Source organism: Longimicrobium sp., assembly GCF_036399255.1.
Classification (GTDB): domain Bacteria; phylum Gemmatimonadota; class Gemmatimonadetes; order Longimicrobiales; family Longimicrobiaceae; genus Longimicrobium.
The window spans coordinates 42,467-65,860 of the sequence record NZ_DASWNM010000153.1 but is presented as its reverse complement, the minus strand read 5'-3'; the positions used below and the strand labels follow the sequence as shown (position 1 = coordinate 65,860).

30 protein-coding genes are annotated in these 23,394 nt (G+C 70.7%); 4 read left to right on the top strand and 26 right to left on the bottom strand.

The window, feature by feature from the left end:
- Positions 1-333: 333 nt before the first annotated feature.
- The 7 genes from frr to VGC13_RS29735 all read right to left on the bottom strand — a co-directional run bounded on the left by frr (position 334) and on the right by VGC13_RS29735 (position 5,919).
- Positions 334-885, bottom strand: a complete 552-nt coding sequence (gene frr, locus VGC13_RS29765; protein ID WP_331128979.1) for a ribosome recycling factor — start codon at positions 883-885, stop codon at positions 334-336.
- A gap of 43 nt (positions 886-928) precedes the next feature.
- Positions 929-1,672, bottom strand: a complete 744-nt coding sequence (gene pyrH / locus VGC13_RS29760) for a UMP kinase (protein ID WP_349264267.1) — start codon at positions 1,670-1,672, stop codon at positions 929-931.
- A 91-nt stretch (positions 1,673-1,763) separates the two neighbouring features.
- Positions 1,764-2,363: a translation elongation factor Ts gene (gene tsf, locus VGC13_RS29755; RefSeq protein WP_331128977.1), complete on the bottom strand. Its 600-nt coding sequence runs from the start codon at positions 2,361-2,363 to the stop codon at positions 1,764-1,766.
- A gap of 211 nt (positions 2,364-2,574) precedes the next feature.
- A complete protein-coding gene (gene rpsB, locus VGC13_RS29750) occupies positions 2,575-3,444 on the bottom strand; it encodes a 30S ribosomal protein S2 (protein WP_331128976.1) in 870 nt (289 codons plus the stop codon).
- A 234-nt stretch (positions 3,445-3,678) separates the two neighbouring features.
- Positions 3,679-4,074: a 30S ribosomal protein S9 gene (gene rpsI, locus VGC13_RS29745; protein ID WP_331128975.1), complete on the bottom strand. Its 396-nt coding sequence runs from the start codon at positions 4,072-4,074 to the stop codon at positions 3,679-3,681.
- Positions 4,075-4,079: 5 nt separating this feature from the next.
- A complete protein-coding gene (gene rplM / locus VGC13_RS29740) occupies positions 4,080-4,508 on the bottom strand; it encodes a 50S ribosomal protein L13 (RefSeq protein ID WP_331128974.1) in 429 nt (142 codons plus the stop codon).
- A 940-nt stretch (positions 4,509-5,448) separates the two neighbouring features.
- Positions 5,449-5,919 (bottom strand): NUDIX domain-containing protein, encoded by a 471-nt coding sequence (locus tag VGC13_RS29735; protein WP_331128973.1) that lies wholly within the window; start codon positions 5,917-5,919, stop codon positions 5,449-5,451.
- Positions 5,920-6,264: 345 nt separating this feature from the next.
- Between VGC13_RS29735 and VGC13_RS29730 the strand changes: the two genes are divergently transcribed.
- Positions 6,265-6,768, top strand: coding sequence for a TonB-dependent receptor plug domain-containing protein (locus VGC13_RS29730; RefSeq protein WP_331128972.1), 504 nt, complete (start codon positions 6,265-6,267; stop codon positions 6,766-6,768).
- Positions 6,769-6,843: 75 nt separating this feature from the next.
- On the opposite strand, the gene VGC13_RS29725 is transcribed toward VGC13_RS29730, so the two are convergent.
- From VGC13_RS29725 to VGC13_RS29685, 9 genes are all read right to left on the bottom strand, one after another.
- Entirely contained in the window at positions 6,844-7,338 is a 495-nt protein-coding gene (locus VGC13_RS29725; protein ID WP_331128971.1) for a DUF1499 domain-containing protein, read from the bottom strand.
- A 41-nt stretch (positions 7,339-7,379) separates the two neighbouring features.
- Positions 7,380-7,700, bottom strand: coding sequence for a putative quinol monooxygenase (locus tag VGC13_RS29720; protein ID WP_331128970.1), 321 nt, complete (start codon positions 7,698-7,700; stop codon positions 7,380-7,382).
- A gap of 48 nt (positions 7,701-7,748) precedes the next feature.
- The gene (locus VGC13_RS29715) at positions 7,749-8,111 is read right to left on the bottom strand and encodes an MmcQ/YjbR family DNA-binding protein (RefSeq protein ID WP_331128969.1); all 363 of its coding nucleotides are present in this window, start codon (positions 8,109-8,111) and stop codon (positions 7,749-7,751) included.
- A gap of 31 nt (positions 8,112-8,142) precedes the next feature.
- Positions 8,143-8,964, bottom strand: a complete 822-nt coding sequence (locus VGC13_RS29710; protein WP_331128968.1) for a hypothetical protein — start codon at positions 8,962-8,964, stop codon at positions 8,143-8,145.
- A 70-nt stretch (positions 8,965-9,034) separates the two neighbouring features.
- Entirely contained in the window at positions 9,035-9,454 is a 420-nt protein-coding gene (locus VGC13_RS29705; protein ID WP_331128967.1) for a hypothetical protein, read from the bottom strand.
- 150 nt (positions 9,455-9,604) lie between these two features.
- Positions 9,605-10,057, bottom strand: a complete 453-nt coding sequence (locus VGC13_RS29700; protein ID WP_331128966.1) for a hypothetical protein — start codon at positions 10,055-10,057, stop codon at positions 9,605-9,607.
- A 59-nt stretch (positions 10,058-10,116) separates the two neighbouring features.
- Positions 10,117-10,455 carry a hypothetical protein gene (locus tag VGC13_RS29695; protein WP_331128965.1) on the bottom strand — a complete coding sequence of 113 codons (339 nt, stop codon included), beginning with the start codon at positions 10,453-10,455 and terminating at the stop codon, positions 10,117-10,119.
- An 8-nt stretch (positions 10,456-10,463) separates the two neighbouring features.
- Positions 10,464-11,009, bottom strand: coding sequence for a cupin domain-containing protein (locus VGC13_RS29690; protein ID WP_331128964.1), 546 nt, complete (start codon positions 11,007-11,009; stop codon positions 10,464-10,466).
- A gap of 619 nt (positions 11,010-11,628) precedes the next feature.
- A complete protein-coding gene (locus tag VGC13_RS29685; protein WP_331128963.1) occupies positions 11,629-13,506 on the bottom strand; it encodes a GGDEF domain-containing protein in 1,878 nt (625 codons plus the stop codon).
- Positions 13,507-14,102: 596 nt separating this feature from the next.
- Between VGC13_RS29685 and VGC13_RS29680 the strand changes: the two genes are divergently transcribed.
- Genes VGC13_RS29680 through VGC13_RS29670 form a run of 3 tightly spaced genes read left to right on the top strand, consistent with a single transcriptional unit; the run spans position 14,103 to position 17,975 of the window.
- A complete protein-coding gene (locus VGC13_RS29680) occupies positions 14,103-16,445 on the top strand; it encodes an ATP-dependent helicase (RefSeq protein WP_331128962.1) in 2,343 nt (780 codons plus the stop codon).
- Complete coding sequence (locus VGC13_RS29675) at positions 16,442-17,260, top strand: alpha/beta fold hydrolase (RefSeq protein WP_331128961.1); 819 nt, start codon at positions 16,442-16,444, stop codon at positions 17,258-17,260. Before VGC13_RS29680 ends, VGC13_RS29675 begins: the two co-directional genes overlap by 4 nt.
- 1 nt (position 17,261) lies before the next feature.
- On the top strand, positions 17,262-17,975 hold the full coding sequence (locus VGC13_RS29670) for a hypothetical protein (protein WP_331128960.1): 714 nt from the start codon (positions 17,262-17,264) through the stop codon (positions 17,973-17,975).
- 26 nt (positions 17,976-18,001) lie between these two features.
- Here the strand turns inward: VGC13_RS29670 and VGC13_RS29665 are convergent, their stop codons facing one another.
- The 10 genes from VGC13_RS29665 to VGC13_RS29625 all read right to left on the bottom strand — a co-directional run bounded on the left by VGC13_RS29665 (position 18,002) and on the right by VGC13_RS29625 (position 23,285).
- Positions 18,002-18,268 (bottom strand): type II toxin-antitoxin system ParD family antitoxin, encoded by a 267-nt coding sequence (locus tag VGC13_RS29665; protein WP_331128959.1) that lies wholly within the window; start codon positions 18,266-18,268, stop codon positions 18,002-18,004.
- A gap of 74 nt (positions 18,269-18,342) precedes the next feature.
- The gene (locus VGC13_RS33740; RefSeq protein WP_414683021.1) at positions 18,343-18,648 is read right to left on the bottom strand and encodes a type II toxin-antitoxin system RelE/ParE family toxin; all 306 of its coding nucleotides are present in this window, start codon (positions 18,646-18,648) and stop codon (positions 18,343-18,345) included.
- On the bottom strand, positions 18,645-18,902 hold the full coding sequence (locus tag VGC13_RS29660) for a type II toxin-antitoxin system ParD family antitoxin (protein WP_331128958.1): 258 nt from the start codon (positions 18,900-18,902) through the stop codon (positions 18,645-18,647). The genes VGC13_RS33740 and VGC13_RS29660 overlap by 4 nt, the downstream gene beginning before the upstream one ends.
- Positions 18,903-19,069: 167 nt before the next feature.
- Positions 19,070-19,369, bottom strand: a complete 300-nt coding sequence (locus VGC13_RS29655; RefSeq protein WP_331128957.1) for a hypothetical protein — start codon at positions 19,367-19,369, stop codon at positions 19,070-19,072.
- A gap of 135 nt (positions 19,370-19,504) precedes the next feature.
- Positions 19,505-20,428: a zinc dependent phospholipase C family protein gene (locus VGC13_RS29650; protein WP_331128956.1), complete on the bottom strand. Its 924-nt coding sequence runs from the start codon at positions 20,426-20,428 to the stop codon at positions 19,505-19,507.
- Between the two features lie 10 nt (positions 20,429-20,438).
- The gene (locus tag VGC13_RS29645) at positions 20,439-20,804 is read right to left on the bottom strand and encodes a hypothetical protein (protein WP_331128955.1); all 366 of its coding nucleotides are present in this window, start codon (positions 20,802-20,804) and stop codon (positions 20,439-20,441) included.
- 21 nt (positions 20,805-20,825) lie between these two features.
- On the bottom strand, positions 20,826-21,446 hold the full coding sequence (locus tag VGC13_RS29640) for a hypothetical protein (protein WP_331128954.1): 621 nt from the start codon (positions 21,444-21,446) through the stop codon (positions 20,826-20,828).
- A complete protein-coding gene (locus VGC13_RS29635) occupies positions 21,443-22,075 on the bottom strand; it encodes a hypothetical protein (RefSeq protein WP_331128953.1) in 633 nt (210 codons plus the stop codon). The genes VGC13_RS29640 and VGC13_RS29635 overlap by 4 nt, the downstream gene beginning before the upstream one ends.
- Positions 22,072-22,941 (bottom strand): nitrilase-related carbon-nitrogen hydrolase, encoded by an 870-nt coding sequence (locus tag VGC13_RS29630; protein ID WP_331128952.1) that lies wholly within the window; start codon positions 22,939-22,941, stop codon positions 22,072-22,074. The genes VGC13_RS29635 and VGC13_RS29630 overlap by 4 nt, the downstream gene beginning before the upstream one ends.
- Complete coding sequence (locus tag VGC13_RS29625) at positions 22,938-23,285, bottom strand: hypothetical protein (RefSeq protein ID WP_331128951.1); 348 nt, start codon at positions 23,283-23,285, stop codon at positions 22,938-22,940. Before VGC13_RS29625 ends, VGC13_RS29630 begins: the two co-directional genes overlap by 4 nt.
- Positions 23,286-23,394: the final 109 nt, after the last annotated feature.

The window sequence follows — 23,394 nt, the reverse complement described above, 5'->3', positions numbered from 1 at the left end:
TTACCTGCCGGGCGGGTAGGACGCGTTCCAGTTCTTCGAGGCTGACTCGATTTGCCGCCATGGTTCCTCCTGCTGAGGGTCCCATCGTTCATGCGTCAGCCTCTAATGTTCACTCTGTTTACCACTTTCGACAACTGTGGGTTTCAACCCGTGGTGGGGCGGTGGCGGGACGTGGCGGGGCGGTGGCGTGATGGCGGCGCGACGATCGCCGGCGTCGTCCACATCGCGGAATTCGCCGGAACGCGCAGATCCGACATGACGAAAACGCGGAGGACGCGGAGAGAATCCTCTCCGCGTCCTCCGCGTCTCTGCGTGAGATCCTTCTTTTGGAGGTCAGACCTCCATGATCTCCGCTTCCTTGTGCTTCATCAGCTCTTCGATCTTGGCGATGTACTGATCGGTGAGCTTCTGCACCTCCCCCTGCTCGCGGCGGATGTCGTCCTCGGAAAGCCCCTCGTCCTTCTGGCGGCTCTTTACCTCGTCGTTGGCGTCGCGGCGCACGTTGCGCACCGCCACCCGCGCCTCTTCGGTAAGCTTGTGCAGCATCTTCACGAATTCCTTCCGGCGCTCTTCCGTCAGCGCCGGAATGGGAATGCGGATCATGTTGCCGTCGTTGGAGGGGTTCAGCCCCAGGTCCGACTCGCGCAGGGCCTTTTCGATGGCCTTGAGCATCGTCTTGTCCCACGGCTGCACCGTCAGCATGCGCGGCTCGGGGGCCGACACCGTGCCCACCTGGTTCAGCGGCATGGGGCTGCCGTACGCCTCTACCCGCACGCTGTCCAGCAGCGCCGGGCTGGCCTTGCCGGTACGCACGGAGGCGAACTCGCGGCGCAGCGCCTCGATGGCGCCGTCCATCCGCTGACGGGCTTTCTGCAGGGTGGCCATGGCGGTCCAGTACGCTCGTTGGAAAGAAGAAGATAAGGAAACGTCAGCCGGCCGTGCCGCGGCGGTCCGCCCCGCGGGGCTGCTGCACCGACGCGGCCCGGCTCTGCACCAGCGTGCCGATGCGGTCGCCCACCACCGCGCTGGCCACCGCCCCCGGCGTGTCCAGGTTCAGCACCATGATGGGGATGCCGTTGTCCTTGCACAGCGACAGCGCCGCCGCGTCCATCACCCCCAGCTCGCGCGACAGCGCCTCCAGGTACGTGATCTCGGGGATGAACTGCGCGTTGGGGTCCTTCTTGGGGTCGGCCGTGTAGACGCCGTCGACCTTGGTGGCCTTGATGATGACGTCGGCCTCCATCTCGATGCCGCGCAGCACCGCCGCCGTGTCGGTGGAAAAGTACGGGTTCCCCGTGCCGCCCGCAAAGATCACGATGCGGCCCTTTTCCAGGTGGCGAATGGCGCGCCGGCGGATGTACGGCTCGGCCAGCTGCTCCATGCGGATGGCCGTGAGCACCCGCGTCTCCAGCCCGCCGCGCTCCATGGCGTTCTGCAGGGCCAGGGCGTTGATCACCGTGGCCAGCATCCCCATGTAGTCGGCGCTCACGCGGTCCATCCCCTGCGCGCTGGCCGTGGTGCCGCGGACGATGTTGCCGCCCCCGATCACCAGCCCCAGCGCCACGCCCATCTGGTGCACGCGGCGAATTTCGTCCGTAAGCCGCTGCAGCACCGGCGGGCTGATGCCGAAGCCCTCCTCGCCCGCCAGCGCCTCGCCGCTGATCTTGAGCAGAACGCGGGCGTACTTGAGCGCCGGGGCCCCTTCCGCCGCGGGGGGCGAAAGGGGCGCGGGGGCGCCGTCCGGAAGGGGCGCGGCCTCCACCTTATTCGCCCAGCGCGAAGCGGGTGAACCGGCGCACGTCGATCTTTTCGCCCGTCTTGGCCGACACTTCCGTGATCAGCTGCCCCACCGTCTGGTCGGGGTTCTTGACGAACGGCTGTTCCAGCAGCGCCTGGTCGGCGTAGAACTTCTCGATCTTGCCGTCCACGATCTTGTCCCAGATCTGCTCGGGCTTGCCGCTCTCGCGCATCTGCTCGCGGTACACGGCGCGCTCGCGCTCCACCATCTCGGCCGGAAAGTCCTCGCGGCGGATGGCCACCGGGTTGGCGGCCGCCACGTGCATGGCGATCTCGCGCACCAGCGACTGGAAGGCGTCGTTGCGGGCCACGAAGTCGGTCTCGCAGTTCACCTCGACCAGCACGCCGATCTTGCCGCCCATGTGGATGTAGCTGCCGATGGCGCCCTCGCGGGCCTCGCGCTCGGCCCGCTTGGCGGCCTTGGCGGCGCCGCGCGCGCGCAGCAGGTCGATGGCGGCCTCCATGTCGCCGCCCGCCTCGGTGAGCGCGCTCTTGCACTCCATCATCCCCGCCCCGGTGCGCTCACGGAGCTCCTTCACGGCCTGTGCGCTGATTGCGATCGTCATTGCGTCCGTCTTTCCGGATCTATGGTTCAAGGGTCGCGCGGCGGTCGCGCGCGTGGCCGCGGCGCGGGAACCTGTGGCGCCGCCGCCCCGCGCGCAACCCCGCCCGCGCGTGGGGCGCCCGTCCGCACCCGCGGCGGGCATCGAAAAAAGGGGCCCCGGCACTGCGCGCCGGGGCCCCCGCAAACCGTCCGCCGAGCGCGCGGGGAGAGGGTTACTCCTCGCTCCCGCCCTCGTCGGAGCCACCGGCGCCGGCCTCGGAACGCGGCCGGCGCTTGCGGCGCGGGCGGCGCTTCTTGTCGCCGCTCTCGCGGTCGCGGTCGGCGGGCTGGCGCTCGCCGGTCTCGCTGCTGTACGTGGTCACCTCGGCCTCTTCGGACCGGCGGCGGTCCTCGGCCGGCATGGCGGCGCGGGCCTCCACGATGGCGTCGGCGATGGCGTTGCTGATCACCTCGACCGAGCGGATGGCGTCGTCGTTGCCCGCGATGGGCACGGTGAGCACGTCCGGGTCGGCGTTGGTGTCGGCGATGGCGATGACCGGGATCCCCAGCTTGTTGGCCTCGGAGATGGCGATCTTCTCGCGCTTGCTGTCGATGACGAACATGGCGCCCGGCGTGCGGGCCATGTCCTTGACGCCGGCCAGGTACTTGTCCAGGCGCTCGCGCTCACGGTCGAGCATCAGGCGCTCCTTCTTGGTGTAGTACTCGAAGGCGCCCTCGTCCATCCCCCGCTCCAGCTCGCGCAGGCGGCGGATCTGCTTCTTCATGGTGGTGAAGTTGGTGAGCATGCCGCCCAGCCAGCGCTCGGTCACGTAGAACGACCCGCTGCGCTCGGCCGCGCTCTCCACCACCGCCTTGAGCTGCTTCTTGGTGCAGACGAACAGGATGCGCTCGCCGCGGCTGATCACGGTGCGGGTCAGCTCCTGCGCCAGCTCGATCTGCCGCTGCGTCTTCTTGAGATCGATGATGTAGATGCCGTTGCGCTCCGCGAAGATGAACTTGCGCATCTTCGGGTTCCAGCGGCTGGTCTGGTGCCCGAAGTGGACACCGGCCTCGAGAAGGTCCTGGATCTGGGGTACGGCCATCGTGTGTTGGTCCTGACTGGAATGCGGTTTTCCCTGCGGCCCCGTTCGGGGCCCGGGCTTCCACCGCCGTCATCCGCCCGTCCGACCGCGCCGTTCAGAGCGCGGCACCCGGACGTGGGCGTCGGGCGGTGTGCTTGATGATACCGGAATTCGAACAGCAGGGGACAGGTGACAGGTTACAGCCTGCTGTAACCTGTTCCCTGTAACCTGTCCCCTTGCCGTTCGCGCTTCCGATTAGCGCTTGCTGAACTGGAACCGCTTGCGGGCGCCCGGACGGCCCGGCTTCTTGCGCTCGACCTCGCGCGGGTCGCGGGTCAGCAGACCCTCGGCGCGCAGGCGCACGCGGAACTCCTCGTTCACCTTGAGCAGCGCGCGGGCCACGGCAAGGCGAATGGCGTCGGCCTGGCCGCGAACGCCGCCGCCGCGCACGTTCACCTTCACGTCGTACTGGCCCTCGGTCTCCGTGGCCACCAGCGGGCGGTTGGCCGACTGGCGCAGCACGTGGCGGGGCAGGTGCTGCTCGAGCGTGCGGCCGTTCACGGTCCACGTCCCGTTGCCGGGACGAAGGTACACGCGCGCAACCGACGTCTTGCGGCGCCCGATGGCGTGGAACTGTTCGGTGGTCGCCATGATGATCAGAAGGTAAGAGGCGCGGGATTCTGGGCCTGGTGCGGATGCTCCGCTCCGGCGTACACCTTCAGCTTCTTGCGCATCTGGCGTCCCAGGGCGTTCTTGGGCAGCATGCCCTTTACCGCAAGCTCCAGCACCCGCTCGGGGTGCTTGGCCAGCATTTCACGGAAGGGGATGAACTTTTCCCCGCCCATGTAGCCGGTGTGCTTGAAGTAGGTCTTCTGGTCGGCCTTGTTGCCGCTCAGACGGACCTTGTCCGCGTTGATGACCACGACGTAGTCGCCGGTGTCCAGGTGCGGGGTGTACGTCGGCTTGTGCTTGCCGCGCAGCACGCGCGCGATTTCGGTCGCCACGCGGCCGAGGATCTTGCCCCCGGCGTCGACGACGAACCAGCGGTGCTCGATCTCACCCGCCTTAACGGAATACGTCTTCATCGTACTTTTCTCGCGCCCGAAGCGCGGGCCTGTGCCGGCCTGTTGCCGGCGGGTTCTGGAGTTCCGGACGAAAATTCCGCCTCCGGCACCGTGCCCGGGGCGGATCGGCGTGGTCGGGACAGACCGGTAGAATACACAAAGAGCGCCCCGGTGTCAACCGGCCGGGGGCCTGGAGGATGGGCCTGGGGTCGGGGGGTGCGAGGGTGGCGGGGACCGGAGCGCGCGCGCCCTGGCCCGGGCGGGGTGCCCCTCCGCTCGCTTAGGCTCGCACCTCCCCCAAAACTGCTGGGGGAGGTTGGTGGCAGATGGATTGAAGCTCGTCGGCTTGCATCGCACTGGCGCCGGACAGGGGAGAAACCGTGCGCGCGCCGACTCGCCCCACCCCAATCTGTCATTCCGAAGGAGGCGCCACGCGGAACCGTCCCGAACCCGATACTCCGGCGCCGACTGAGGAATCTACCGTCCGGTTGCTCGTGGCCCGTCGCGGCGCCCCGGACCGGCCCTGTCCGGCGGGTTCGTCGCCGCGGCGATGGTGCGGGCTCCCGCGTCCGGGTTCCAGGTGGCCGAGAGTAGATTCCTCGGCCCTGCAACGGGTGGAGTGAGGGGCGGGTTCGGTGTGGGCGGCCTCGGAATGACAGTCGGCCGGGATACAGGTCCCCCACTCTGTCATTCCGAAGGAGGCGCCACGCGGAGCCGTCCCTCACCCGATACTCCGGCGCCGACTGAGGAATCTACTTTCCGGTTGCTCGCGACCTGTCGCGGCGCCCTGAACCGGCCCCGTCCGGCTGTTTCGTGGCCGCGGCGATGGTGCGGGCTGCCGCGTCCGGGCTCGAGATGGCCGAGAGTAGATTCCTCGGCCCTGCAACGGGTGGAGTGAGGGGCGAGTTCGGTGTGGGCGGGCCTCGGAATGACAGGCGTCGGGTGTTTCGCGGAAATCAACCTACTCGGCCAGCAGCGCTTCGAGGCGGTCGATGAACTCGGCCTGGGCGGCGTTCATCTTTTCGCGGGCCTGCGCGGGGGTGAACCAGGCGCAGCGATCCACCTCGGGAAAGGTGAGCATGCGGCCGGAGCCGCGCGGCCACTCGGTGCGCATCACGTTGCTGGTGACGGTGGCGGGGTCGGCGTCGCCCTCCCAGGCCCACGCGTGCACCCGCTTTCCCGCCTTCTGGCGAACCTCGCCCAGCGGCAGGAACGGCTCGGCGGGGATGATGCCGGTTTCCTCGTAGAACTCGCGCTGCGCGGCCACCAGCGGCGTCTCGCCCTCGTCCACCAGGCCCTTGGGAATGGTCCACGCGCCCGCGTCCTTGTTCTTCCAGAACGGCCCGCCCGGATGCGCCAGGAACACCTCCAGCCCGCCGTCCGTCCGCCGGAAGAGCACCATCCCCGCGCTCTCCACCGCGCGCCCGCTCATGCCCCCTCCACGGGTGCAGGCATCACCCGCGCGGCGCGGGCGGAGAGAAGGATCAGGGAGACGCGATGAAGCGGGGCGGACGGCATGGGGGACAGGGGGTGGCGGGGGAGCACGGAACGCGGGAGCGAGTATCGGGCGGGCGCGTCCAGAGCGCAAGGATCTTCGGCGGAATCTTCTTGTATCCCCCGCCCCGCGCCTGTACCATGAGAGGAGGACCGGCGGTGCACCCGCGGCGTGGCCCCGGCCATGCAGCAATCCACAGTTGCCCCGCCGCCGCCCGGACCACCGGCGCACATCCCCGTGCGCGCAAATCCGGACGGCGATCCCCAGCCTCGGGAGGACACGATGGCATCCACCGCGCACCGGCTCCGCTGGACACGCATCCTGTACGGCGGCCTGGCCGCGCTGCTGGCGGCCGGGTGCGGCGGCAATCCGCCCGGCGAGTCGCCCGCTCCGGAAGAGGAGCGCGCAGAGACGGGCTACGGAAACCAGGCGCCCCGCGACATCACCGGCGCGGTGGGCTCGGTGTCGCGCGAACAGGTGCGCAACCAGCGCGCGGCGCGGGTTGAGGAGCTGTTCCAGGGGCGCCTGGCGGGCGTCACGGTGACCCGGCAGGGGAACGGCTACTCGGTGCGGGTGCGCGGCGCCGGCAGCTTTCTGGGCGACGGCGAGCCGCTGTACGTGATCGACGGCACCCCGGTCATCTCCGGGCCGGCGGGGCGCGCGCTGGACGGCATCAACCCGGCGGACGTGGAGCGCATCGACGTGCTCAAGGACGCCGGCTCGGCGGCCATCTACGGAACGCGGGCCGCCAACGGGGTGATCCTCATCACCACCCGCCGGCCCTAGTCCGCGCAGCGCAGCTCGGCATACCGCGCCGCCGCCCTTCCGCAGCCGGAGGGGCGGCGGCTTCGTTTCGTCCGCTTACGGCGCCGGGGGATTCGATGCGGCGGCGCGGAAGCGGGTGGAGAAGCGCTCCATCCGCGCGCGGTTCACGCCCATGTCGCTGCGGCCCAGGCGCGACGCGGAGCGAAAGCGCACCACCCCCGCCGCGCTGTCCACCACCACCTCCACGTCGTCCACGAAGCGGAACAGGCGGCTGCGCGCCTCCGCGTGCAGGTAGCCCGGCCGCTCCGCGACGATGCGCGTGCGCGGCTCCGCCAGCAGCGCCGCGCGCGCACGCTGCAACGCCTCGCCCGGCGTGCCGGTGTACGGCAGCGGCGGCATGGCGTGGCGCGCGTCGGTGGCCTCCGTGGAGACGCAGTTGGGGGTGGAAGGACACGGCTGCAGCGGACCGCCGGGCGGGGCGAGCCGCCCCGGCTTGCCGCCGCACCCCGACAGCAGCACGGCGCCCACGATGGCCAGCGGCACCATCATCCCCATTCCCACACCCCGGTTCTTTGCATCCAGGCTCTTCACGCGACCGCCTCTGCGTCTGTGCTCACCCCCTGTCCCGTGGATCAGGCGACGGCGGCCTGCTTGCGCCCGCGGACGGCGGTGAGCTCGTAGTGGCGCATCTCCTGGATGTCGCCGATGTAGGGGCGGATGGCGGCAAAGAAGGGGCCGAAGTCGGGCCCGCGGCGAAAGCCCTGCATGTGGCCCTCGGCGGAATCCCACTCGATGCGCAGCGTGTACTGGCCGGGATCTTCGCTGCACCGCGACAATTCCCACGACAGGCAGTGCGGCGACGCCTGCAGCGACGGCTGCGCGGCGGCGTACGCGGCCTCGAAGGCGTCGCGGCGTTCCGCGGGGATCTGGTAGCGCACGTATTCCACGATCATGAAAGCCCCGCGGGTGAGGGAGGATCGATCCGGCGATGGGAAATGGAGTCAGGCGATGGCGATGCCCAGCTCCCGGCGAAGGCGTTTGGTCAATTTGCCGGCGACCAGCTCGTGCGATTCGCGCAGCAGCGCTTCGATCTCCGCGAGCGGCAGGACGCGGGTGTTCTCCAGGCGGATCCACGACGAGCGGGCCAGGTAGGGCGCCGGCGAGATCCCCTCCTCGCGGGTGAGGATGGGGAACACGGCGGGGCTCACCTTGAGCGTGACGACCTCCGCATCGCCGGTGTTGAAGACGGCGAACATCTTGTCTCCCACCGAGAACACGAGATGGTCGCCCCACTTCACGTCTTCCGTGGCGCCGGGAAGGGCGCGGCAGAAGGCCTGGAGGGCGTCCTTGTGGCTGGTCGTCATCAATCCCCCGTGATCGCGATGCGCATCACCCTCAGTATACCGTGACCCGGCCGTCCCGCGCGACGCGGCGCACGCGGGCCTCGTTGCTGGTGGAGTACTCCAGGATCCACAGGTCGCCGTTGGGCGCCACCGTCACGCCCGAGGGGCCCCACGGCGCAGGCGACCGCGCGACCGTCGCCACGCGGCCGTCCGGGGCCACGCGCATCACCGCGCGGGCGCCGTAGACGGCCACGTACACGTTGCTCCGCGCATCCACCCACATCCCCATCATCATCTGACCCACGCCGCGCGCGACGGTGGTCGCGCGGCCCGCCCGGTCCACGCGCCGCAGGTCCGCGCCATCCACCACGTACAGCGCGCCGTCCGGCCCCGCCGCGATCCAGTTGATGTTGCCGGCCCAGCGCACGCCGGGCGCGAACGTGGCGGTGCGGCCGTCCGGCGTGCGTTTGCGGATGGTGCACGGGCGCTGGGCGCAGCGCACCCAGTACGTGGCCCCCGCGGCGTCGCGCACGAAGCCGTACTCGCGCCAGAACCCGTCGCGCCAGGGGACGACGTCCGTCACGCGGCCGTCCGGGGCGCGGCGCCAGACGCGGTGGCGCCAGCGGTCGCCGCCCAGGAACTCGCTGTCTTCGCCCAGCAGGTTGCCGGCGGCGTCCAGCGCCAGCTCGTGCGTGTGCACGTCGCGCACGGCGATGGACTTGGCCCCGTTGGGCGCGATCCGCCAGACGTGCTGCAGGTCCGTGTAGAACACGTTCCCCGGCCGGTCCATCACGATGCCCACGCCCGGATGCGCCCGCGCCGGCACCGCGGCGGCGAGCAGGAGCAGGCATGCGATGAGGATCGATTTCGTCATGCTTCTCCGGGTTTGTGGATGATGAGCCGCGCCGCGGACGAAGGATCTCGCCCGCACCGCCGGATACGCGCTATGGATTGGTGGACGGCAGCACGCCGCCGTAGCCCTGGCGGCGGGCCTGCGCCTGCAGCCACGCCTCCACCCCGTGCACGTCGCGGTACAGCGGATCGTCATCGCCAACCTGCACCAGCCCGCCAGTGACGTAGATGCGCTGAGGAGCCTTGCCGACCGTCGTCGTGAGGCGGAAGCCGCGGTACCCGAGGCCCGGATCGGGGAGCGTGGCGGACGGCGCGGCGGGAAGGTCGCGCAGGCGCCGCTCCAGCTCCGCCGCGTCCGCGCCAGCCAGCGTCCACGTGGGGTTCGGCAGGCCGCTGAACGCATCCAGCTCCACCACCACCGGGTCGCCTGTGGACACGTCGGTGGCGGTAGCGGTCGCGCAGGCCGCCAGCAGAAGCATCAACGCGAGCGCGGGAAAACGAAAGGATTTCATCGGCGGTGCCATCAGGAAGGTGAGGTGGAGCGTACGCCCGAGAACGAGCCGACGGCGCCGCGCGTGACGCAAGTCATCACCCGCTGGATAGGCCCTGCAGGCATTCTCATCTCCGCCGATCAGCATCGATCTGGTCGGAGTCTTTCGTGATCACGAGAGCGGCGTGGTTGTAATCTTCTTGCCGGGCCGGGAAGACCCCAGCGCCGACCGCACCTGGTGCGCCGAGGGAAGGTCATCGCTCTCGGCTTTCTCAATGATCTTTTCCCCCTGCTCTACGGCGTTCAGCAAGTCGGCCAACTCGATCTGGCGGTGCTGGTACCGGAGCACGGCCATGTAGAGCACTCGCCCCGCGCGTGCGAACTTCCCGTACTCCTTCCGCGGATTGCTGAAGGCGAGAATGGCGATGCAGAGGGTGGATACAAAGGCGAAAATCGATGCCGAGGCGGAAAAGAGGCCCGATCCGGCTGCGACGGACGCGAACAAGCCGATGATGCCTACGCCATAATGCGCGAAGTTGTAGAGTCGCCGCTTCTGCACCCAGGCATTCAGGAGTTCCGAAACCTGGGATGGCACCGGCCGTTGATCAATGATGTCCGTTGTCATAGAAGGAAGTGTGGGTTCCTGAGTGAATCATATCACATCATCAGCGCATCTCACCGGTTCTACGCCTTCTGACCGACGACGAAGGCCAGCGCTTCGCGAGCCAGCGGCAGCCAGTCGACGGCGGATGCGGGATCGAGCGAGAGCCATTCCTTCATCGCCCGCCCATCGCCGGTTTCCAGCCGCTCCCCATCTCCCGAGGCGACCAGGGCATCTACCCGCTGCCGGGGCAGCTTTACCAGCAGCCGGTCCCTGACCAGCGTCGCGAAGATCTTTCCGCCGATGCACAGCGCGGATGACCCGAAGCCCTTCTTGTCGGACTGGATGACGTCCGATTCGCCGACGAAGTCCCGCGCGAGCGCGGCGTAGCGTGCCTGGGGAGTAGCGGGTGGATGATCCATGCGGCGCCTCAGTGGTGGGACTGGTAGGTCATCTGGCAGGCGCGCCGCTCTTCCGCGTCCTCCTCGGCGGTCTGCGGGCGCGGCGTCTCGTCGGGCGCGCGGCCGATGTACTGAAAGCAGCGCTCCACGCTTCCCCGTGGAAACACGAACATCACCGTCGCCGTCTCGGTGCCGCGGTTGGACACGGCCACCCACGACCGCGGCGGAAGAAAGACCACGCTCCCCGCCGGCGCCACGTGGGCGGTGTCGTTCAGCTCTACCGTGACCTCGCCGCGCTGCACGATCAGGATCTCCTCGTCCACCTCGTGCCGGTGACGGGGGATGCGGGTTCCGGGCGGCAGGTCCTCCGCGCCCATGAACAGGTACGATGCGCCGCTGTTCTCCGGCCCCACCTTCAGCAGCATGTGCCGGCCGTCGGCAAGCACGCGCCGCTCGCCTTCGGTGGGCAGGATGACGCGCGGCGCGGCGCCGGTGTGGACCTCCGCGTTCACCTGGGCCAGCGCGGCGCGCGGGCCAGCCAGCAGAAGCGGGATGAGCAGCAGCGATGCGCGCATGAGAGCCCGTCGGGAGGAAGGATGGAGGACGATATTGACAGTTCGCGGGTGTGCGGCCCATCAGTGATGGTACCTACCGTCTTGCCATGATTGACTTCCTGAGGGAGGCGCCGCTCCGCAACCTGCTCGTACGATGCACTCTGGCGCCGACCGAAGGACCCCACTGGCAGAACCGGGGGGGCTGGTTCCCTGCCGTGCGGCCTGTCCCCTCACACGCGGAGAGCAGGTCCTTCGGTCGCGCAAGTGCTTGTACGGGGAATGGTTGCGCGTGTCGCGGTCCGCCGTGAAAAGCCCCTGCTCACCCTAATCTGTCATTCCGAGGGAGCGCACACCACGCACCTTGCCTGACCACGGAACCCGGTGCGCGACCGAGGAATCTACTTTCCGCCTCCTCGTAGCCTGCCGCGATACCCCCGCACTGGCCCTGCCTGGCCGCTTCGCCGCCGCGGCGATGGTGCGGGCTGCCGCGTCCAGCCTCGCGCCAGCCGAGAGTAGATTCCTCGGCCCTGCAACCAGCGGGCGTGATAGTCCGGTTGCGGCGTGGCCGGGCCTCGGAATGACAGCTCGGGTTTCATCCCGCAGGGTGGTTCGGCACACCCTTGTCAGGCACAGAACCGGATCACCCCACGGAGGCCAGCTCCACGCGGTTGCGGCCGGCTTCCTTGGCGCGGTACAGCGAGTCGTCGGCGCGTTTGCAGGTGGCGGCGAAGGTGGCGTCGTGGGGCTGCCAGACGGCCGCGCCCACGCTGACCGTCACCGAGAGCGCCGGGTCCACGTCGCTGAAGTCCGCGCGCTCCACCGCCAGCCGCAGCCGCTCGGCCACCTCCGCCGCGGCGGCCGCCGACGCGCCCGGGAGCACCGCCACGAACTCCTCGCCGCCGGTGCGGCCCACCTGGTCGCCGTCGCGCAGCGAGGCGCGAAAGACGTCGGCCACGCGCCGCAGCACCACGTCGCCCGCCTCGTGCCCGAAGCCGTCGTTGATGCGCTTGAAGTGGTCCACGTCCAGCACCAGCACGCCGAAGCCGGTGCCGCGCGCGCGGGCGGCCCGCACCTGCTCGTCCGCCACCATCAGCAGGTGGCGGCGGTTGGGCAGGCGCGTCAGCTCGTCCGTAAGCGCCGTAATGCGCAGGCGGCGCGCGTTCTTTACCTGGCGCCACACCAGCAGCCCCAGCGCCGCGATGACGGCGGCGCTCAGCACCAGCACCGCCAGCTGCAGCCGGCCCACGCGGGCGCGCGCCGCCAGCGCCTGGCCGCGCAGCTCGTTCTCGCGCGTAAGGGCGCGGTTCTCGGCCTCCTTCTTTTCCGCGTCGAACTGCACCCGCAGCCGCGACGTCTGCTCCTCGCGCGCCTGCTCGCCCAGCCCGCGCTGCAGCTCCAGCTGGGCGCTGCGGGCATCGAAGGCCTCGCGCCAGGCGCCGCTCGCCGCGTACGCCAGGGCGCGCTCCTCGTGCACCTTTTCCAGGAACCGGCGGTTGTCCGTGGCCGCGAACGCCGCGCGCGCCGCCTCAAGGTCCGCCAGCGCCTCGGCGTTGCGCCCCAGCATCCGCAGCGCCACCGCGCGCGACAGGCGCCCCTGCGCCACCAGCTCCGCGTCGCCCTCCTGGCGAAAGCGGGCCAGCGCGCTGTCCAGCACCACCAGCCCCTCGGCCGGGCGCCCCAGCTTGTTGAGCACCGCGCCGATGGCCCGCTGGTCCACCGCCACCTCGCCCGGGTCGCCGCGGCGCCGGTCCATCGCCAGCCCGCGGCGGTACTGGGCCAGCGCCTCCTCCAGCCGCCCTACCCGCTCCAGCGTGCCGCCCAGGTTGAAGTGCGCCGTGGCGATGCCGCGCTCGTTGCCGGCGGCCTGGTTGGCGGCCAGCACCTGGCGGTAGTAGTCCAGCGCGCGGCCGTACTGCGCCACCCGGCTGTCGGCGTACAGGTTGGCGATGGCGTTCAGCGCGTACAGCTGCTGCTGAGGGTTCTTCAACGCGGTGAACAGCCGGTACGCCTCGTCCAGGTCGCGCAGGGCGCCGGTGAACTCGCCGCGGTAGTAGCGCTGCTCGCCCCGCAGCACCAGCGCGTCGCCCAGCAGGTCGCGAGCGGCCAGCCGGCGCCCCTCCTGCACGCCGAACTCGTAGTCCGCCACCGCCTCCGCGGTGCGCCCCGCGATCTCGTGCCCGTAGCCGCGGCACACGCGCAGGGCCGCCAGCGCCTCCGCGTCGCCCGTGCGCTCCGCCTCGGCCACGCCGCGCCGCGCGTACGCCGGCAGCGAGTCCGGCGCCACCTCGGCCGAGGCCCAGCAGCGCAGCACCATCGCCTTCAGCCGCAGCGGCGCGTCGGCGGGGGCGTTCAGCAGAGGGAGCGCGCGTTCCGTCAGGCGAAAGGTGGCCGGCGCGTCCGTGTGCTCCAGCCGCTCCGCCTCCGCCACCATGCGCGCGGCCGCGGACGGCGCCTGCGCGGCCGCCGTCGTCGCGGCCAGCAGGGCGGCCGTCAGCGCGGGGAGAGGGACAAGACGCATGCGGTGGATCGATGGGGACGATAAAGGGTGTCGGCTATGCTCCGCCCGTGGCAGGGCGAATGAATTCGCTGCAACAACCACACGAAGTCCGCCTTCGCGGACAGGCAGCCCTGGAGGAGCGACGAGTGCCTGCCACGTCGCAGGTCGGGGATAAGCCGCCACCGGGTAGCCCGCCGAAGCGGGATCGAATTCTCCCCTCTCCGCGAGGAACGAGCGGGGAGGGGCCCTCCGTCGGCACCAGCTCGATACCTGTCGTCGAGCCTCCACCCCATCGGCAACACCAACCTCCCCCAGCAGTTTTGGGGGAGGTGGGCGAGTAATGCGAGCCCGGAGGGGGCGCCCGCGGACGCAGCCCGGACCGTCCGGAGCGCGATCGAATTCCCCCCTCTCCGTGAGGAACGAGCGGGGAGGGGCCGGGGGAGGGGCCCCGCGCGGGCGCCAGCTCGATGCACGTCGCCGAGTCTCCACCCCATCGGCAACACCAACCTCCCCCAGCAGTTTTGGGGAGGTGGGCGAGTAATGCGAGCCCGGAGGGGGCGCCCGGCCAGCGCGCCGCAGGCATCCGGAATCACGACAGAGCAGGAAATTCTACGTAGATGGCGTTCGACCTTTCGCACCTGAACCCGGAGCAGCGCGAAGCGGCCTCGCACTTCGAGGGGCCGCTTCTCGTGCTCGCGGGCGCCGGCTCGGGGAAGACCCGCGTGCTCACCACGCGGATCGCCTGGATGGTGGAGGAGATGGGCGTGGACCCGGGAAGCATCCTGGCCCTGACCTTTACCAACAAGGCCGCGGGCGAGATGCGCGACCGCATCCGCAAGATCCTGGGGCGCGAGCCCACGGGAATGTGGGTGGGGACCTTCCACTCCATCGGCGTGCGCATCCTGCGGCGCGACGCGCAGCGGCTGGGGTGGAGCCCCGGCTTCAGCGTGTACGACGCGGACGACGCGGACACGCTCACCAAGCGCATCATCCGCGACACGCTGCAGCTGGACATCAAAAAGTGGACGCCGCGCGCGGTGCACCACGCCATCTCGGCCGCCAAGAACGAGCTGACGGGGCCCGAGACGTACGCCGACCGGGCGCTGGACCCGTTCGAGAAGGTGGTGGCGCAGGTCTACCCGCTGTACCAGAAGGCGCTGCGCGACGCCAACGCCTTCGACTTCGACGACCTGCTGGTGAAGCCGGTGCAGCTGTTCCGCGACAGCCCGCACGTGCTGGCGCGGTACCAGGACCGCTTTCGCTTCATGCTGGTGGACGAGTACCAGGACACCAACCGCGCGCAGTACGTCTTCCTTCGCCAGCTGGCCGAGGAGCACCGCAACCTGTTCGTGGTGGGCGACGACGACCAGTCCATCTACGGCTGGCGGGGCGCCGACATCCGCAACATCCTGGACTTCGAAAAGGACTTTCCTGACTCGAAGATCGTGAAGCTGGAGCAGAACTACCGCTCCACGCAGATCATCCTGGACGCGGCCAACCGCGTCATCGAGCAGAACGTGAACCGCAAGGGCAAGACGCTGCGCACCGACCACGTGGGCGGCGAGCACATTACCCTGGTGGAGGCGGCGGACGAGGCCGACGAGTCGCAGTGGATCGCCGAGGAGATCCGCTTTCGGCTGGCGGACAACCCCACGCTGAACCTGCGCAGCTTCGTCGTCCTGTATCGCACCAACTCGCAGTCGCGCTCGGTCGAAGAGGCGCTGCGGCGCGAGCGGATGGCGTACCGGGTGATCGGCGGCACGCGCTTCTACGAGCGGCGCGAGGTAAAGGACGCGCTGGCGTACCTGCGCCTGGTCGCCAACCCGGCGGCGGACGAGGCGTTCCTGCGCATCGTCAACGTGCCCCGGCGCGGCATCGGCGACACCACGGTGGCGCGGCTGGCCGAGCACGCGGCGGCGCGCGGCGTTCCCCTGCTGGCCGCGGCGGAGCAGGCGGGGTCGCTGGACGGCATTCGCGGCGGGGCGGCCAAGGCGCTGCCGGAGCTGGCGGCGCTCATCCGCAAGTACGCGGCGCTGGCGTCCACGGGAACCATGGCGCTGGACGTCCTGCTCCGCGAGCTGGTGATGGAGTCGGGGCTGGTCGAAGCGCTCAAGGCGGAGGGGGACGAGGGGAAGGACCGCATCGCCAACCTGGAAGAGCTGGTGACCGGCGCGGCCGAGGTGCAGCTGCGCCTGGAGGCGGAGGATCCGGACCTGATGCTGGAGCTGGAGGCCACGGGCGAGGACGAGGAGACGGCGCGGCCGCTGGACGTGTTCCTGGGCCACGTGGCGCTGGTGGCCGACATCGACCAGCACGACCCGCAGGCCGACGCGGTGTCGATGATGACGCTGCACAACGCCAAGGGGCTGGAGTTCCCCTTCGTCTTCATCGCGGGGCTGGAGGACGGGCTCTTTCCGATGCAGCGCGCGTACGACGAGCCGGCGGACCTGGAGGAGGAGCGCCGCCTGTTCTACGTGGGCGTGACGCGGGCCGAGCGCAAGCTGTACCTGACGCACGCCCGCCGGCGGCGGCGCGGGGCGCAGTGGATGGACAGCACCCCCTCGCCCTTCCTGGAGTCGGTCCCCGAAGAGCTGACGGACACGCGGCGGACGGCGCGGGTGCTGGAGCGCACGGCCTACCAGCAGCCGTGGAAGTCGTCGTCAGGGTTCACCACGCGGCGCGAGCGGCTGTTCGGCGGCACGCCCAGCTGGAAGGCGCCGCCCAGCTCCGCCAAGCCGTCGTCGTACGATCCGGACGAGGGCGGTGCGGCGGATGGGTACGATTCCGACATGCCGTCGCTGCGCAAGGGATCGCGCGTGCGGCACCCCTCGTTCGGCGCGGGGACGGTGATGGAGCTGTCGGGCCACGGCACCGACGTCAAGGCGGCCATCGAGTTCGACAGCGTGGGCCGCAAGACGGTGGTGCTGAAGTACGCCAACCTGGAGCCGGAGTGGGAATGATGCGGAACGTCCGCTCCCTCGCGGGCACCGTGCTGAACCGGCTGCCCCGCGCGGGCGGCGTTGCCGTGCTGGGCGCCCTGCTGGCGGCCGGCGTCTCCACCGCGCAGCCGGCACCCGCGATCGGGGGCCGCGCAGCGGACGCGGCCCACGTCGTGGAGGCCGCCGCGCCGCGGGCGGGGGACACGCGCGAGCTGGTGGTCCTGGTGCACGGGATGGGACGCACGCCGCTTTCCATGGGCGTGCTGGGCCGGCGGCTGGAGCGCGACGGGTACCGGGTGGTCCGGTTTGGCTACCGCAGCACCCGCGGGTCCGTGGCGGAGCTTGGCGCGGCGCTGGGCCGGCGGGCGGCGCAGCGCACGGGCGACGCGCCGCGGGTGCACTTCATCGGCCACAGCCTGGGCACCGTCATCATCCGTTCGATGATCGCCCAGGCGCCGCCGGAGCGTACCGGGCGCGTGGTGATGCTGGCCCCGCCCAACCAGGGCTCGGCCGCCGCGGACCGCTGGGCCCCGTGGATCGGCTGGGCCATGCCGCCCATCCGGGAGCTGCGCACGGTCCCCGGGTCCACGGCCCGGACGCTGGCGCTGCCCGAAGGCGCGGAGGTGGGGATCATCGCGGGCGCGCGCGACCACAAGGTGCGCGTGGCCGAGACGTACCTGGCGGGTGCCCGCGACCACGTGGTGGTTCCCGGCTTCCACACCTTTCTCATGAACCGCCCCGACGTGCACCGCCTGGTCCTCCGGTTTCTCCGCACCGGCCGGTTCTCCGAGACGGAGGCGCCCGGCGAGCCCGTGAACCCGCCCGCGCCCCGGTAGCGTGGCGGCACCGGACACGGCCGCCGGCCGCGCGGACGTTCGCGCGAAGCAGCGCCGCGGGCTCACCGCGGCGTTCCGCTCTGGCGCGGAGCCGGCGGCGGGGGACGCGCGCGAGCTGGTGTTCCTGGTGCACGGGATGGGGCGCACGCCGCTTTCCATGTGGCTGCTGGGGCGGCGGCTGCAGCGCGCGGGGTACCGCGTGGCGCACTTCGGCTACCTGAGCACCACCGGCACGGTGGGCGGCCTGGGCGAGGCGCTGGGCCGCCGGGTGGCGCGGCAGGCGGGGGATGCGCCGCGGGTGCACTTCGTGGGGCACAGCCTGGGCAACATCATCGTGCGGTGGATGCTGGCGCACGCGCGGCCGGACCGCGCCGGCCGGGTGGTGATGCTGGCGCCGCCCAACCAGGGCTCGGCCGCCGCCGACCGCTGGGCGCGCTGGATCGGCTGGGCCATGCCGCCCATCCACGAGCTGCGCACCGCGCCCGACACGCCCGCCCGCGCCCTGCCGCTTCCCGGCGAGGTGGAGGTGGGGATCATCGCCGGGGCGCGCGACCGCAAGGTGCGCCTGGCCGAGACGCACCTGGACGGCGCCCGCGACCACGCCGTGGTCCCCAGCTTTCATAGCTTCATCATGAACCGCGCGGACGTGCACCGGCTGATCTGCTGCTTCCTCCGCGACGGCCGCTTCTCGCCCCCATCGGCCACGCCGGCGTGACACGCGTCGTGAAAGGCTGTACGCGTTCAGGGCGCTCTTCCCGTCAGGCGGCGGAACTCGGCCCGCGCGTGTTCTACCGCGATTGGGCCTGAAATCGCTTCACCGCCTTCGATCTCCGCCATGCCGACGCCAATTTCGCTGCGTAGCGCCACGAGCTTGGCCTGATGCTCCTGATCCTCGCGGGACAACAGCGGGAGTGCGTGCCGGACGACTTCGCTGGCTGAGTTGTACTCGCCGGAGTCCACTTTGGATGCTACTAGACGCTCGAGCTCTGGAGTGAGCGATACGTTCATACCTCATATCCTTTCATCTTCATGGTAGGGGCTTCCGGATATAAGGGTCAGCTAAATAACCACTCGAATGACGCTCAGCGTTGAACTCCGAATTCCCGTTCCAGATCCTGACGTTGGTGAAGGAACCTGACGACTTCTATGTGGTCGACGTGAAGTCGCCAAAAGATCGTGTGGGAGCCGTGCGGAAATCCTCGCAGGCCCTTCAGAAGATCGGACCGCGAACGTCCCATCCAGGGATTCTCCGCGATCAGATGCAGTACGCGTCGGAGGTCTACGACCAGCCGGTTACCGAAATCCGGATTTCCTGACTCCCGGTCGAGATAGTCCGCAGCCTCCGCAATGTCCAGCTCTGCCTGACGTGAGAGACGAATGGCTCTCATGACGAGATCAGGCCGCGCCGCGCCTCCAAGCGCGCGAACGCCTCGTCGATCGGGGAATGCCGCCCATTGTCGAGATCATCGATTCCCTTCTGGATCTCTCCACGCAACGCCTCCAGGCGCGCCGCACAGTCTTCATCCTCCCTGGACAGCAACTGAAGTGCGTGGCGCACGACGTCGTCGGCCGAGCCGTACTCGCCGGACTCGACCCTCTCAGCGATCTGGCGCTCGAGTTCGGGACTGAGGGAGATGGACATCAGGACTCCGGAAGAACGGGTTCGATCAATCGTAAAGAAATCCCGCGGCGTTGTCAATCGCGTCCATTTTCTGTCTCGATGGGGACAGTGGTGTGGGTTGCAGCAAAAAGGCCGGCGGCTCGCGATGAGCCGCCGGCCTTTTCGTGTCGCCCGCGATCCGCCGAGGGTCAGCGGAGGCAGAGCGGGGCCGACGAGGTGCCCGAGCGCGCCATGGGCACCGCGCCCGGCTTGCGGATGTAGTTGCGGCTGAACTGGCCGCTCACCATCATCGCCTTCTGCTGGTACGCCTGCTGCTGGGCGCGCGCCTGGTGCATCTGAAAGCCGCGGTTCAGGCGGCTGGCGCCGTCGGACATGGGGTCCACGGAGGCAAACCCGCACCCGGTGTTGAAGTTCATCCCCGCGCACCCCGACGCGCCGAGCGCGACCAGGACGGCAAGGGCGGGGGCGGCAAAGCGGCGGAGCGTCATCAGGGTCCTCCTGTTGCTGCGGTGTCCGGCGGTGCATCTGGAATCGTCCGGCCTGCAAACCCCCCGCCACCGGTGCCGGCACTCCGGTGGGGTCGAATGGAGAACGCGCGGCCCGTGCCGATCAGGACACGGCCGCTACGCCGTCGTCCGCAGGTGGTGGCGCGAGTCCGCCGGCAGGGCGCGCAGGTGGCCGAACGGGACCTCCGGCAGCGGAAAGAAGTTGTCAGCCATCTCGTGCAGCAGCGCGGGGTTCTGCGCCGCGCCGTCCAGCATGGCCATCCGCCGCACCTGCTTGCTCATGGCCAGGTTGCGGTCGCCGATGGGGTCCAGCCCCGCGCAGATGGCCTCGCCCCGGCGCGACAGGTAGTCCACCACGTAGTCGAACGACCGCTCCAGGTACCCCTCGACCGCCGCGCCCGACAGGTCCCACCGCGAGCGCGACAGCATGGTGCCGAACACCGTCTGCCAGCGGTCGTTGTCCTGGATGCGGATCATCCCCCGGAAGATGCGCCGGTTGGTGCGAAACGAGAACAGCGTGGCGCTGAGCACCTGGTCGAACAGGGCGTCGGCCTCGCTGTGGTCGTGCTCCATCACCACGTGCCGCGCCAGGCGGCGGTAGCGCTCGTCCAGGTGCGTGTCCATGCGCGCCTCCCAGTACGAGTGCCCCAGCCCCGTGGTCGACGAGGTGAGCACCAGCTGCCGGGGGACGAAGTAGTTGTGCGCGATGGTGTCGGCCGCCAGGTGGCACAGGTAGCCCAGCGACATGGCCTTCAGCCGGTCGTTGGGCGCGCTGGCGTGGATCTCCTCGCCGATGTGCCAGTGGTGGCAGTGGCGCCCCTCGGGCACGTACTTCTTGGCCAGCGAGATGTCGGCGGCCAGGTTGCCGTACAGGAAGTCGAACGGGTGGGCGGCCACCAGCACGCGCACCGCCTCGGGGACCAGGTGCAGCGAGTCCAGCAGCGCGCTGCCCAGGTAGATGTGCGTGGCCGGGCCCCACGCCCACGCGCGGTCGGGGAGCAGAAAGACCGCGGCGACGGCCAGCAGGACGGCGAGGCGCACCGGCGGGCCCCTACGCGTCCACCTGGGGCCCGTCGCCCAGGGGCGGCCGGGCGGGGGCGCCGTTCAGCGCGCGCAGCTCCTCGCGGGCTTCGTCCAGGATGCGCTGCACCTCGCCGCGAAACTCGGCCAGCAGCTCGCGGCCGGCGCGGATGGCGTCGTCCTCCATCCCCTCCATCGCGGGGGCGGGGGCGATGCGCCCGGCCTTGCGGCTGCGCGCGGCGCTCTTGCGCAGCTTGCGGACGTGCGGCTTCAGGCGCTTCTGCAGCTGCTTGCGGGGGTTGGGCTTTTCGGGCCGCAGCAGCAGCGTGGCGCCCACCCCCAGCGCCGCGCCAATGGCGAACGCGGCCAGAAAGTCGTTGGTGTCCTGTCGGGCCATCGGTGTGCCCCCGTCGGTGTGTCAGTCGTCCAGGATGTCGCGGCCGGTGCGGCGCGGCGGCGTCACGCGGATGGAGACGGCGTCGTACCCCGCGTCCATCGTATCGTCGTCGTCCAGCAGGCCGTCCATCTCGCGGTCGTAGTCCTCGTCCGCGCCGCGCCGGTGCCGGCCGGCCAGCGCACCCGCCCCTACCTGCACGCCCCGGACCGCGGACGCGGTGCGCACGAAAAGCTCCTCGGCCTCGCCCTGCATCACCCCCACCAGCGCGTTCAGCTCGGCCAGCCGCGCCTCCACCGCTTCCGTCGCGCGGCGAACCTTGTCGTTGGTCTGGCTGACGGTGCCGCTGAGCTCCTCCACGTTCTTGCGCAGCGTGCCGCTGATGGCCTTGGCCTGCTCGCTCACCGCCGTCAGGTTGCGGAGGGCGGGGTCGAAGTCGCCGCGGATGCGCCGGATCATCCCCCGCACCTTCAGGGCGCCGTAGATGGCGACGAATCCCACGACGATGATCGCGACGGCGATGACGATGGTGGCCACGTCGGCGATCACGTCCACCCAGCGCTCGAAGCCGCTCTGGACGGGGACCTGGATCAACAGCAGCGGTGCGTGGCTCACGACGTCCATCGGGTTCAGGATACCAGTCATTCGAACAGGTCCGCGCAGAGCGTCCGCGCGCCCAGCTTGGGGACGACGCGGGGATGGCGGCGCGACGCGCTCCCCGCCGCCAGCATCGCCCGCACGCGCTCCGCGAGATCCGGCCGGAGCACGTCCAGCGCCGCCGCGTCGCGCCCGTCGATCAGCCGGCGGAGAACGCCGTCCAGCGCCTCGATGCCGCCGGCCTCCTCCGCCAGCGCGGCGACCTCCGCCGGGGCGGACCAGCCGCCGGCCAGCGGGGCCACGTCCGTGGCCCACAGGTCGCCCAGCAGGAACAGCGGCTCCGGAGGCAATTCTCCGCCCAGCAGCAGCGCCGTCTTGTTGCCGGGGTGCGCGGGAAGCGCGTCGTCCATCAGCCGCGCCCGCATCCGCCGCACCTCGTCGTCCACCCGGCGCGCGTCCGCCGCCAGCACGCGCGCCAGCGGCTTTACGTCCACGTCCGCCGCCGTCACGAAGACCACCCGCTCCGCCCCCAGTTGGCCGCGGAGGATGGCGCCGGCCAGCTGCGCCTCGGGGCCCGCGTCGTACAGCAGGGCGATCCGGGTGCGCCCGCGGTCCGCCAGCGCCTGCCGCGCCACCGCGCCCACGACCTCGGCGATCCGCCGCGCGCCCTCCGTCATCCCTCCCCCAGCATCCGCGCCAGCTCGCGCGCCACCAGCCGCGGGTCGTCGTCCCGCGCATGGGCGTAGGGGCGGCGCGCGGCGGCCACCGCCTCCAGCGACAGCTCCGCGTCGATGCGGTCCGGGTTCAGGTCGTCCGCCCGGGCGACCACGCTTCCGTCCGGCGCGACGATCATCGATCCCCCCGCGAAGCAGAGCGGGCCCTCCACCCCCACGCGGTTCGCCAGGGCGACGTAGGCGCCGTACGCGATGGCCGCCGCGCGCGCCAGGTGCTCCCACGCGCCCCAGCTCGCGAACCGCCCGCCGGAGGCACCGCCCGCCACCACCCCGCGTCCCGCCGCGGCGGACTGGACGACGAGGAGGTTGGCGCCCTGCGCGGCCAGCAGCCAGGAGAGCGCGGGGTGCCACAGGTCCTCGCAGACCAGCAGCCCCACGCGCCAGCCGCCGCCCGCGTCGTACGCCCGCACCCCGTCGCCCCGGCCGAACCAGCGCCCCTCGTCGAACATCCCGTACGTGGGCAGGTACACCTTGCGGTGCCGGTGCAGCACGCGCCCGCCGCGCAGGTGCAGCGCCGCGTTGTAGGGGACGAACGCCGCGTCGCGCTCGATGGTCCCCAGCACCACGTCCGGTCCCGGGAGCATCGTGGGATACGGCGCGTCGGACTCCGCGGCGGCCAGCGCGTGCACCGCGTCGCGCACGTCGTAGCCCGTCATCGACAGCTCGGGGGTGACCAGCAGGCCCACACCCTCGGCCGCGGCGTCGGCCTGCGCGCGCACCACGTGGGTCAGGTTGGCGTCCACGCGGCCCAGCGCGGGGGCAAACTGCTCGATGCGCAGCCGCACCCGCGCCCCCCAGCCCGCCGTCATCCGCCGGCCATCTCGGGCTTCAGCCCCAGCACCCGGGTGACGGGAATGGTCATGGCGATTCCCGTGGCGGGGGTGTCGAAGCTGCCGCACACCTCCTGCAGCAGCGCCAGCGCGCGCTCCACCTTGTCGTCGCCGTCGATGACGCTGAACAGCGTCTGGTTGCGCGGCCGGGTGCGCCCCGCCAGCGCCTGCAGCCCGGCGAAGATGGGGATCTCGGCCGCCAGCAGCCGCCCCATCCCCTCGCTGTTGATGAGGGTGGCCCCCGTGATGCCGATCTCCAGGAAGCCGGAGAGGATCTCCTCCATCTTCTCTTCCTGGTTGATGACGGCGATCAGCAGCTGCACGGGCCGGCCTCGCGCAAGGGTGGATGGAGGTCTCCCGGCAATCTTACGCCGCGCCCGGAAACGGTGTCAAGCAAGCGGCGGCGCGGCGTTTGGGCGCGATCGGCGCGGG

Coding starts and splice junctions, on each gene's coding strand:
- VGC13_RS29695 (WP_331128965.1), bottom strand. CDS start 10,455: ATGGATCATCCACCCGCTACTCCCCAGGCACGCTACGCCGCGCTCGCG.
- VGC13_RS29635 (WP_331128953.1), bottom strand. CDS start 22,075: ATGACGGAGGGCGCGCGGCGGATCGCCGAGGTCGTGGGCGCGGTGGCG.
- VGC13_RS29715 (WP_331128969.1), bottom strand. CDS start 8,111: ATGACGACCAGCCACAAGGACGCCCTCCAGGCCTTCTGCCGCGCCCTT.
- tsf (WP_331128977.1), bottom strand. CDS start 2,363: ATGACGATCGCAATCAGCGCACAGGCCGTGAAGGAGCTCCGTGAGCGC.
- frr (WP_331128979.1), bottom strand. CDS start 885: ATGGCCACCCTGCAGAAAGCCCGTCAGCGGATGGACGGCGCCATCGAG.
- VGC13_RS29730 (WP_331128972.1), top strand. CDS start 6,265: ATGGCATCCACCGCGCACCGGCTCCGCTGGACACGCATCCTGTACGGC.
- VGC13_RS29735 (WP_331128973.1), bottom strand. CDS start 5,919: ATGAGCGGGCGCGCGGTGGAGAGCGCGGGGATGGTGCTCTTCCGGCGG.
- VGC13_RS29665 (WP_331128959.1), bottom strand. CDS start 18,268: ATGAACGTATCGCTCACTCCAGAGCTCGAGCGTCTAGTAGCATCCAAA.
- rpsB (WP_331128976.1), bottom strand. CDS start 3,444: ATGGCCGTACCCCAGATCCAGGACCTTCTCGAGGCCGGTGTCCACTTC.
- VGC13_RS29660 (WP_331128958.1), bottom strand. CDS start 18,902: ATGTCCATCTCCCTCAGTCCCGAACTCGAGCGCCAGATCGCTGAGAGG.
- rpsI (WP_331128975.1), bottom strand. CDS start 4,074: ATGGCGACCACCGAACAGTTCCACGCCATCGGGCGCCGCAAGACGTCG.
- VGC13_RS29705 (WP_331128967.1), bottom strand. CDS start 9,454: ATGAAATCCTTTCGTTTTCCCGCGCTCGCGTTGATGCTTCTGCTGGCG.
- VGC13_RS29645 (WP_331128955.1), bottom strand. CDS start 20,804: ATGGCCCGACAGGACACCAACGACTTTCTGGCCGCGTTCGCCATTGGC.
- VGC13_RS29700 (WP_331128966.1), bottom strand. CDS start 10,057: ATGACAACGGACATCATTGATCAACGGCCGGTGCCATCCCAGGTTTCG.
- VGC13_RS29710 (WP_331128968.1), bottom strand. CDS start 8,964: ATGACGAAATCGATCCTCATCGCATGCCTGCTCCTGCTCGCCGCCGCG.
- VGC13_RS29685 (WP_331128963.1), bottom strand. CDS start 13,506: ATGCGTCTTGTCCCTCTCCCCGCGCTGACGGCCGCCCTGCTGGCCGCG.
- VGC13_RS29640 (WP_331128954.1), bottom strand. CDS start 21,446: ATGACTGGTATCCTGAACCCGATGGACGTCGTGAGCCACGCACCGCTG.
- rplM (WP_331128974.1), bottom strand. CDS start 4,508: ATGAAGACGTATTCCGTTAAGGCGGGTGAGATCGAGCACCGCTGGTTC.
- VGC13_RS29720 (WP_331128970.1), bottom strand. CDS start 7,700: ATGATCGTGGAATACGTGCGCTACCAGATCCCCGCGGAACGCCGCGAC.
- VGC13_RS29655 (WP_331128957.1), bottom strand. CDS start 19,369: ATGACGCTCCGCCGCTTTGCCGCCCCCGCCCTTGCCGTCCTGGTCGCG.
- VGC13_RS33740 (WP_414683021.1), bottom strand. CDS start 18,648: ATGAGAGCCATTCGTCTCTCACGTCAGGCAGAGCTGGACATTGCGGAG.
- VGC13_RS29680 (WP_331128962.1), top strand. CDS start 14,103: ATGGCGTTCGACCTTTCGCACCTGAACCCGGAGCAGCGCGAAGCGGCC.
- VGC13_RS29690 (WP_331128964.1), bottom strand. CDS start 11,009: ATGCGCGCATCGCTGCTGCTCATCCCGCTTCTGCTGGCTGGCCCGCGC.
- VGC13_RS29675 (WP_331128961.1), top strand. CDS start 16,442: ATGATGCGGAACGTCCGCTCCCTCGCGGGCACCGTGCTGAACCGGCTG.
- VGC13_RS29630 (WP_331128952.1), bottom strand. CDS start 22,941: ATGACGGCGGGCTGGGGGGCGCGGGTGCGGCTGCGCATCGAGCAGTTT.